The organism is uncultured Abiotrophia sp., from assembly GCF_938010525.1.
Taxonomy (GTDB): domain Bacteria; phylum Bacillota; class Bacilli; order Lactobacillales; family Aerococcaceae; genus Abiotrophia.
On sequence record NZ_CALLVK010000010.1, the window covers coordinates 41,246 to 50,641 of the forward strand.

Annotated in this window: 7 protein-coding genes; 1 reads left to right on the top strand and 6 read right to left on the bottom strand. The window is 49.0% G+C overall.

Going from position 1 to position 9,396, the window contains the following annotated elements; genetic code table 11:
* Positions 1–115: 115 nt before the first annotated feature.
* The 6 genes from Q0339_RS01760 to Q0339_RS01785 all read right to left on the bottom strand — a co-directional run bounded on the left by Q0339_RS01760 (position 116) and on the right by Q0339_RS01785 (position 8,152).
* On the bottom strand, positions 116–1,834 hold the full coding sequence (locus Q0339_RS01760; RefSeq protein ID WP_298077059.1) for an ABC transporter ATP-binding protein: 1,719 nt from the start codon (positions 1,832–1,834) through the stop codon (positions 116–118).
* Positions 1,831–3,522 carry an ABC transporter ATP-binding protein gene (locus Q0339_RS01765; protein ID WP_298077061.1) on the bottom strand — a complete coding sequence of 564 codons (1,692 nt, stop codon included), beginning with the start codon at positions 3,520–3,522 and terminating at the stop codon, positions 1,831–1,833. Before Q0339_RS01765 ends, Q0339_RS01760 begins: the two co-directional genes overlap by 4 nt.
* Positions 3,519–4,682 (bottom strand): A/G-specific adenine glycosylase, encoded by a 1,164-nt coding sequence (mutY, locus tag Q0339_RS01770; protein ID WP_298077062.1) that lies wholly within the window; start codon positions 4,680–4,682, stop codon positions 3,519–3,521. Before mutY ends, Q0339_RS01765 begins: the two co-directional genes overlap by 4 nt.
* Positions 4,683–4,778: 96 nt before the next feature.
* On the bottom strand, positions 4,779–5,321 hold the full coding sequence (locus Q0339_RS01775) for a biotin transporter BioY (protein ID WP_023391070.1): 543 nt from the start codon (positions 5,319–5,321) through the stop codon (positions 4,779–4,781).
* A gap of 178 nt (positions 5,322–5,499) precedes the next feature.
* Positions 5,500–6,939, bottom strand: a complete 1,440-nt coding sequence (locus tag Q0339_RS01780) for a hypothetical protein (protein WP_298077064.1) — start codon at positions 6,937–6,939, stop codon at positions 5,500–5,502.
* 7 nt (positions 6,940–6,946) lie between these two features.
* Positions 6,947–8,152, bottom strand: a complete 1,206-nt coding sequence (locus tag Q0339_RS01785; protein WP_298077065.1) for an AI-2E family transporter — start codon at positions 8,150–8,152, stop codon at positions 6,947–6,949.
* 118 nt (positions 8,153–8,270) lie between these two features.
* Between Q0339_RS01785 and Q0339_RS01790 the strand changes: the two genes are divergently transcribed.
* Entirely contained in the window at positions 8,271–9,296 is a 1,026-nt protein-coding gene (locus tag Q0339_RS01790; RefSeq protein ID WP_298077066.1) for a lactonase family protein, read from the top strand.
* Positions 9,297–9,396: the final 100 nt, after the last annotated feature.

Here is a 9,396-nt window from a genome sequence, read left to right on the forward strand (position 1 = left end):
TCCGTTCCAAATTGAACCGGTACTTCGACCGTTAACCAATACTCCGATATTATAGCACAATTTCACCTATTATGCTAAGGCTTTATGCAGTCTTGGCAAATTTTTCTGAAAAGTCTTAGACTTCTTCTTGCATTTGGTAGTAAAGTTGGCGCTTGGCCATGAGTTGGTCGTGAGTCCCTTGCTCTACAATGGCCCCATGATTCATGACAATAATCAGGTCCGCGCTGCGAATGGTAGCCAAGCGGTGGGCAATGACAAAGCTGGTCCGACCAGCCATGAGTTGGTTGAAGGCTTCTTGGACCTTGAGCTCTGTATAAGCGTCGATGGACGAGGTCGCCTCATCCAGCAATAAGACCTTAGGTGGCTTAATGAAAATTCGAGCCAAGGCTAGTAGTTGGGCCTGACCTTGCGACAGTCCCCCACCCTGTCCTGACAGGATAGTGTCATAGCCCTGAGGCAGGAGTTCAATAAAGTGATGGGCCTTAGCCGCCTTAGCCGCAGCGACTACCTCCTGGCGACTAGCATCTGGTCGGCCAAAAGCAATATTGTCATGGACCGTCCCAGTGAAGAGCCAGGTTTCCTGGGGCACCAAGCCAAGTTGATCGCGCCAAGATTGTCGTCTATAGGTCCTAATAGCTTGACCGTCTAACTCAATGGCCCCAGAGCTTGGCTCATAGTAGCGCATGAGCAGGTTAATCATGGTGGATTTACCGGCCCCAGTTGGCCCCACCACGGCCACCATACTGCCAGGCGGCACATGTAGGTTGAAGTCTTGGATTAGGGGCTGGGCTGGGTCATAGGAGAAGTCCATGTCGACAAAGTCAACAGCGCCTTGAACCTGGTCTCCTGCTAGGTCAAGCGTGGCACTTTCAACTAAGCTTGGCAAATCCAGAATTTGGTAGAGACGTTCGGCACAGGCAATGGCACCCTGAAGTTCCGATAAGACGGAGGAGATATCATTGAAGGGTTTGGTGTACTGGGTGGCATAGGCCAGAAAAGTCACCAATTCCCCTACCGTAAACTGGCCACCCACTACCCGACTAGCCCCCACCCCAATTAAGAGGGCATAAATCAAGGCATTGACGAAGCGGGTCATAGGATTGACCGTCGAAGAATAGAAGGTAGCCCCCAAGCTTGCCTGGCTATAGGCCTGGTTCAAGGTTTGGAACTCGTCAGCTAGGAATTCCTGGGCATCTAGTTCCTGCAGCAAGGTCATTTGGCGAATGGTCTCCTCTACCCGCTGAGCCTGGTCACTCCGGGTCTGAGCTTGATCCCGATAGCGATGATAGCTTTGTTTGGCGATAAAACGGGCAATGAAGAGGGAGACTGGGGTTAGAATGACCACCAAGCCAAAGAGAACCAGGTCCATGCCCGCCATGAGATAGAGGGTCACGCCAATCGTGAAGAGGCCACTCATGAGTTGAGTGAAGAGCATCATCAGGCCATCCGTTAATTGCTCCAAGTCGTTAGTCAGACGGCTGACCAAGTCTCCCAGGCCAAAGCCATCAAGGGCAGGCACCGGGCTAACTTGAAGCTGGGCCATGACCTTTTGCCTTAGCCCTGCCATATGTCCATAGACCAGTTGATTGTAGAGCCAAGGATTGAGCCATTGGAAGGCAATAGTTAGGCCAATAAGAACTAACATTTGGACCAGTAAATCTTGCAAGACTCCTTGCTGCCCTGTCCCGACCCAGTCAATGGCTCGACCAATCAGAACGGGTAAATAGAGGACGAGACCGGCCTGGACCAAGGTGGATAGCAAGGCTAGGAACATGAGCCATGGTCGACTAGCCAAGCCTTTAAGTAGGCGTTTCATGACTTGACCTTGTGTCATTGGCGGTCACCTCCCTGGCTTTGGGTCTGGACTAGCGTCCGGTAGTAAGGATTGGATTGGGCTAATTCTTGGGCCGGCCCATATCCTGTAGCCTGGCCATCTTCTAAGACCAAGATTTGGTCAGCAAAACGCAAGGCATTTAAGCGCTGCGAAACCATGATGACCATGAGGTCAGGCCGCGCCGCCTTTAGGCCGGACAGGAGGCGACTTTCGGTAGCATAGTCCAGGGCTGAAGTCGCATCATCAAGGATCAGGCCTTTTTTGGCCTTGAGTAAGGCTCGGGCCACGGTCAGTCTTTGCCGTTGGCCACCTGAGAAATTACGACCAAAGGCCGTGACTTGGGCATCCAGCCCACCCTTTTCGGCAACAAAGTCGTCTGCTTGAGCCAGGGCCAAGGCCTGCCATAAGTCCTGGTCACTGGCCTTGTCTTGGGCCAAGAGCAGATTGGAGCGAATGGTCCCTTTGAAGAGTTGGGCTTGTTGAGGCACCCAGGCTAAATCTTCAGCGTCAGGCCCCGCCAGGCTACCCTGGTCAGCTGGTAAGATACCCAGCAGGAGTTTGATTAGGCTAGTCTTACCTGCCCCGGTTACCCCGGTCAAGCCTAGCCACTGGCCTTCTTGAAGCTGCAAGCTGACCTGATTAATCGTTGGCATGGGACTGCCTGGGTAGGTGTAGGTCAGAGACTGAGCCCGCCAGATTGAATCAGAGCTTGCCCCTGTCACTTGGCAGCTTGCTTTCTGGTCTGAAAGCTCTTCTGGCATAGCTAGGACTGCTTGAATTCTTTGAGCGCTAATCCAGGCCTTGTTGAGGTTTCCTAGGACAATGGTTGTTTTAATCAACTCGCCTAAAATCAAGGTCAGATAGTTGACCAGAGCCACCAGCGCCCCTTTGGCTAGCAATCCTTGGCCCAGAGCCCAGTCCCCTTGCCAGAGGACTAAGACTGTGGTGACATTGACTACTAGGTAAGTTAGGGGATTAGTAAGAGCCGCTAGGAAGCCGGTCTTTAATTGATGGCCAAGCAAGTTTTGATTAACCTGTTCATAAGTAGACAAATAGCCATCTACCTGATTAAAACTCCGGATGACCCGATAACCCGCCATACCTTCTTGCGTGACTTGGACTACCCGGTCAGTAGCTTGGCGAATCTTGACATAACCAGGCGCTGTCAGCCCCATCAAGACCGCCAAAATCAGATAAAGAGCCAGAATCATGACTAAGAGATAGCTGGCCAACTGGGCATTGAATTGCCAGGCCATATAGGCAGCCCCGAAAACAATAAAAGGTGACCGCAGGAAGAGGCGGAAGAAGATATTAAGCCCGGTCTGCACTTGATAGGTGTCATTGGTCACTCGCGTAATCAGACTGGATTCCCCTAGACTCTGACGCTGGGACTCGGGCAGGCGACTAATCTTTTGATAGAGGGCCTGGGTCAATTGCTGGGTATAGCCAATGGCCGCCTTGGCAGAAAAATACTGAGCCGTAATAGCCATGAGGACACCCGCCAGGGCCAGCCCCAACAAGAAGACAATGGATCCCCAAATAGCACCGTCACCCGTCAAGATGCGGTCAATAATCTGGGCCACTACCAAGGGTACCGCTAATTCAAGTAGGGCTTCCGCCAACTTAAGCAATGGCCCCAAAAGGGCGACCCCGCGGTAGCCCTTAAAAAAAGACCATAAGGATTTCATCGGACGACCTCCCTTTCATGAACTAGGACTTGCATGAGTTTTTCCTGCAAGGTAGACAGAGGTAGCTGGCCAACAGCCTCTGGTGCCACCCAGCACCAGCCTTCTCGGAGGGGACTGCTTGTATCCAGCCGCAAGCCTACCAACTGCACCTGCCAAATTCGGTGGCTGAAGACATGTTTGACTTGCCCTAGGGCTGGACTGACCACTTGGCAATTTATGGAGCTATCCCCCTCTACCAAGGCATCTTCCCTTAGCCAATCTAAGACTGGCTCAGTCAATTCGGCCGCCGTCACTTCTTCATAGACCATACTTTGTTCCAGCATGGGGAAGTGCCAAAGTCCTGTCAGGAGTTCATTCTCCCCATGACGGCGCAGGAGCCAATTGCCTTGGCTATCCACAAGAAAGTAGGCGGTCAAATCGTGCCGGGTTTGTTTGACTTTTTTGCTCTTGACCGGATATTGGTCAGAATCCCCAACCTGATAGGAAGCATCATAGGTCGCCAAGGGATGATTGTCTGGCCGGGGATTGCTTGGCGTCATGACGCAGGCTCCCAAATCCATCATGGCCTGGTTAAAATCTCCCGGCCGATCTGGGTCAATCAAAATATCCAGAATTTCCATAAAGACCTTACGACTTTTAGGCAGGGCAATGTCGTCTTTAAGACGGAAGAGACGGGCTACAATTCGAAAGAGGTTGCCGTCCAGGGCCGGCGCCACCCGACCAAAGGCCATGGAGGCGATGGCAGCTGCCGTATAGGGGCCAATGCCTTTGAGACTTAAGAGGCTGTCAACTTGGTCAGGCATCCGACCGCCAAAGTCAGCCATAACTTGTTGGGCAGCCGCCTGCATATTGCGGACACGGCTATAATAGCCTAGTCCCTGCCAGAGATTGAGCAAGGTTTCTTCTGGCGCTTGAGCCAAGTCGGCCACTGTGGGCAAGGCCGCCATAAACCGTTGGTAATAGGGAATAACAGTAGCCACCTGGGTTTGTTGCAACATAATCTCGCTGACCCAGATGGCATAGGGATCCTGACTCTTACGCCAGGGCAAATCACGCTTATTTTTATCGTACCAGGCTAGGAGGTCTTTCCGAAAGGCCTGGACTCGGGCCTGGTCCCAAGCTACCATAGCTTGAGGCCAGCTACTTCTAGAATTAGTCATATATAGAGCTTCCTTCCTACTCACATTCTCATTTATTATAACCAAAAAAAGCCCGGGAACCAAGTTCAATCACTTGTTTCCCGGCAAGGAAGAGCTTTAGTTAAAATGGCGGGTTACCACCTGCAGACGGTCTGCTAAGAAACCTGATACCACTGCTTTGAGGATATCACCTGGTACAAAGATCAAGGCAGTCGTCACTGCTTTAGTTAAATCCATATGCGCGAATTGCACGAAGCCCCAAATCCCCATGACCGTTACAATTGGAACGGTGATGATGAGGGTTCGCAAAGCATAAGAGACAAAGCTTGGCTTCTTGCCCTTGAAGATAGACAACAAGGTATAGGCAATTGGGAAGGAGAAGAGGTAACCCCCTGCTGGCCCTACAAAAGATGCAAATCCACCGCGACCACCAGCAAATACCGGTAAGCCTACAGCCCCTAGCAATAGGTAGAGTAAGATAATCGCTAAGGCTTGTTTAGGTTTATAGACCAAACCAATCAAGCAGAGGGCAAAAGTCTGCATGGTAATAGGTGCTGGGAAGCCCCACAAGGGGAAGGACAAATAGGAGCAGACGATTAAGACTGCCAAGCCTAAGGCCATGCGGGTTAAGACACGAACATCTTTAAAATCATTGAACATTAGAAAAACTCCTTTATTTAGGGCTAGGGCCCCTAGAATAATAGCTATGTTATGAGTATAGGCAATTCGTCTCTTAATGTCAACCTATCAACAGGGTAAGGTTGACGCAAAAACAAAAAAAGAACAGCTCCCCTAACCATAAGAAAAAGGCTGAGACCTAGATCCCAGCCCTTCCCTACTATGGGTTTTGACTATTGCTTGTGCTATTAGCAGGTTGAAGCTTCAGGTCTTCGCTAAGCGTCTGAATCAGCTTAGGCACCAAATTGAAGGTAACGCTATAGGTTGTTACTTCAGGCGCTGGGTTAGCAGTTTGACCTTGCATTTGTGCCCCTTGAGTTTCTGGGTCGGTTTGCCCTTCTTGCCCCTCTTGGCTGGAGCTTGCAGAATCTACTACTGGTTTCTTTTCAGGAACGGAAATGGTTAGGCTATAGTCATGACCTTGCCAATGTTCCTGGTAGCGACTCTTGTCCAAGGCGAAAGTCTTGATAACATGGTAGGTTTGACCCGGTGCCAATTCCTTACCATAAACTTGGTTGGTTAAGACATAGTCACTATTAATCGGATCCCCATTAATAGTTAAGACTGTATTGCCATCAACTGGCAAGAGTGTCTTCTGTGACTTGTTAGTCACATCATATTCGACGGAAACAATCACGGCCCCATATTTAAAGTTACGGAAGGATTCTTCGTTGTAGCTATTTGGCTGGAAATCACTGACTTCCAAACGCGTAATCGTCACATCGATACCTTCATCACTTTCCTTAAGCTTAGGCTTATCGTCAGCCAAGACCCTCTTAGTCCCCCAGTATTCTGTAGTTAGACGGTCTGGTACATGAGTGGCAGATTCTTTGAGCGATTTAGCCGCTTCATCCTTAGCCGGCAAATACAGCAATTGCTCGTCACCCAAACTATTAACACTAATCCCGGTAATATCAGATTCGCTACGCTTAGGAGAAACTACCTTGATATAGAAGTAACCATCTTCCTGAACACGCTTGACTGAACTAGCACTTAAACCAAAGACCAGGTAGCCAGACACTGTTTGACCGGCATCAATGGTCCCCTTATTGTCAGATAAGGTTTGAGCTAGGTTGCCATCCTCTGCAGGGTAGAGTTGGTAACTTGGCGATACTTCTAAGCTAGCCTCGTTATAGGATAACTTGAGTTCCTCAACCGGATAATGTACGGTTTCTTTGGTCTTGTTGGTGATAGAGACGTGCATGACCACTAGGCCCCCGCCACCTTCTTCAAAGTTGAACTCATTCTCTAATTCTTTGGCAAAACTATTGACCGTGTAGAGTCTCAGCATATCCACTGTCACGGCAAAGTTCTGTTGGTCTGCCTTAAAATCATCATCTGTTTGGTAGAAGGCTTGGGGATTAATTTTTACCTGGCTATTTTGTTTAAGCAATTCTTCTAATTGATTGTAGGCCTCACGGCTAACCGAGGTATCCGCCTCTTGGTAGGAAGAACTAGACTCGGCAGGATCTACCATCTTGACCTGGCCACTGGAAGACGACTCAGTCTGAGCACTGACTAAGAGTGCGCCTTGGCTCAAGCCGGTCGCTAGGGCTAGACCCAATAGGGTCACACGTTTGAATACTTGTTTTACTGACATCCTATCACTACTTTCTTTCATTGCTAGCAAGTTCTTGGCTAGTTTGGTCTGTTGGAGCTTGGATAGCTTCTTTGGGACCATATGCCCCAGAACGCTCACGATATAATTCATAAAACTCACCCACAATTACCTTGATAACGGCGTAACCTGGCACCCCTAGGATGACCCCGACTAAACCGAAGGCCTTACCAGCAGATAAGAGAACAATCAGAATTGTCACCGGATGAATCTTGAGGTTATTACCCAAAACTTGTGGGGCAATAAAACGCCCTTCGATGGTTTGCTCGACCATCATGACAATGGCCACCTTCAAGACCATAACAGGACTGGTAATCAAGGCAATGATAAAGGCCGGAATCACTGCGATGAAGGATCCTAGGAAGGGAATAATATTGAGGAAACCGGACACGACCCCAAGGGCAATAGCATAGTCTAGACCGACAATACTATAACCAATGCAGAACATAATGGCAACGCAGATTGCCACGATAATTTGGCCCCGAATATATTGGGCCACTTGATAGTGCCCTTGATACATCATACGAGACGCCATGGGACGGTGCTTAGTCGGCACGAATTTCAGGATGTAATTGCCCAAATGCTGACCATCTGCCAAGAGATAATAGAGAATAATTGGCACGGTCAAGAGCCCCATAATGACGGAGGTCACTGCCTCAACCAAGGATCCTAAACTACCGAAGGTCGAAGAAGCGAAACGACTCAGTTGCTCAGCCATACTACGGAAATCGAAACCATCTAGGAAGGACTGCAGACGTTGGGTGACTTCCTTATTCTCAGTCAGAAAAGGTGACTGATACAACATATGATAGATTTCATCATAGTATTTAGGCAGGCTACGAGCAAAGCTCAGAATTTGGGTCTGTAAGGTCGGTACAAGAGAGGCAATCCCCCAAGCCGACAATACAATTAAACCAATAAAGATAGCCCAAATGGCCCACTGGCGCTTCATCCCCCGCGCTTCTAGCTTATCCACAAGAGGATATAGCAAATAATAGAGCACCCCTGAGGTAATAATTGGGAAAGCTGCCACATCGATGACCACCCCAATTGGCGCGAAAACATGTGTAATTCTAGTAAAAACCCAAATAATTAATAAAACCAAGAGTAAAATCAGGAGACTGACTACCATCTGGCTATTTAGGAATTGACGGGTGAACCAAGACGACTGGCGTTTTGGTGTGTGTTCTTGCATAGAACTCCCTCCTTGAAATTTCTGTCATCTTATTCTACCATAAGGATAGGTGCCTTGTCTTAGATTTATGCACGGTCAAGGCAATAAAACTCATTCATTAGCGAAAGGACCTGATTTCATGACTGAAACCTATATCCTAGGTGGCTACACCAAGGGGCGCAACCTAGGGATTTCAAGCCTTGACTTGGACCCTGTCACTGGCCATTTAAGCCAGCCACAGCTGATTGCCAAACTCAATCAACCTACTTTTCTAGCCTATGCCAAAGAAACTGCCACCCTCTTGGCCCTTCACCGCGGTGAGGAAGAGAGCGGTTTGGTAGCCTTTAAACGCCAAGGTAAGGACTGGCAGGAAGTCAGCCGCCTACTCAATACCAAAATCCCTGGCTGCCATCTAGCAGTCCATGAAGCTAGTCAGACCGTCTATGTCGCTAATTACCATGAAGGCTCCATTGATAGTTACCATTATGACCAGGCTGTCTTAAGCCCTTTTGAACGCCACGAGCATGTGGGCTCTAGCGTCCACCCTAATCAGGCCAGCGCTCATATCCATTTTGTGGGCTTAAATCCTGAGGGTGACCTGCTCTATGTCTGTGATTTGGGCAGTGACAAAATTTATGTCTATGAAGTAACCCCTAGCTCTGGTGCTCTCAGCTTGGTTCAGACCTTTACTTGTCCACCGGGAACTGGTCCTCGTCACCTAGTCTTTCATCCGAGTCAAAAACTAGTATATGTCATTGGCGAGCTGGCAAATAGCCTTCTAACCCTAGCCCTTGATTCAAGCGGTCATCTTAGCTTGGTCCATCAGCTGGACCTTCTAGATTCTGGATATTTAGAATCTGCCGCTAGTGCTGCCATTCGCATCAGCCAGGATGGTCGTTTTCTCTATACTTCTAGCCGCTTCCATGATGTCATCTGCGCCTTTTCCCTGTCCGACCCTAAGCAGCCTCTTAAAATTCAAGAAATTGCCAGTGGCGGACAGATTCCACGGGACTTCGTCCTAAGCCAAGACCAGACTTATCTCCTTGTGCCCCACCAAGATAGTGACCATATCGCCGTCTTCAGTCGCGATGGTGATAGCGGCCTTGTCAGCTTCATCGAGGCAGAAACCCAGGCGCCTGAATGTGTCTGTATCTATCCTATCTAACTTTGATAATAAAAATAGCATAAAAATCTAGTTATCCGCATAAAAACTGGACTTATCACACTTTATCAAGGTCAAAACCACTCAATTTACTACTAATTTA

Coding starts and splice junctions, on each gene's coding strand:
- Q0339_RS01760 (WP_298077059.1), bottom strand. CDS start 1,834: ATGACACAAGGTCAAGTCATGAAACGCCTACTTAAAGGCTTGGCTAGT.
- Q0339_RS01765 (WP_298077061.1), bottom strand. CDS start 3,522: ATGAAATCCTTATGGTCTTTTTTTAAGGGCTACCGCGGGGTCGCCCTT.
- mutY (WP_298077062.1), bottom strand. CDS start 4,682: ATGACTAATTCTAGAAGTAGCTGGCCTCAAGCTATGGTAGCTTGGGAC.
- Q0339_RS01775 (WP_023391070.1), bottom strand. CDS start 5,321: ATGTTCAATGATTTTAAAGATGTTCGTGTCTTAACCCGCATGGCCTTA.
- Q0339_RS01780 (WP_298077064.1), bottom strand. CDS start 6,939: ATGTCAGTAAAACAAGTATTCAAACGTGTGACCCTATTGGGTCTAGCC.
- Q0339_RS01785 (WP_298077065.1), bottom strand. CDS start 8,152: ATGCAAGAACACACACCAAAACGCCAGTCGTCTTGGTTCACCCGTCAA.
- Q0339_RS01790 (WP_298077066.1), top strand. CDS start 8,271: ATGACTGAAACCTATATCCTAGGTGGCTACACCAAGGGGCGCAACCTA.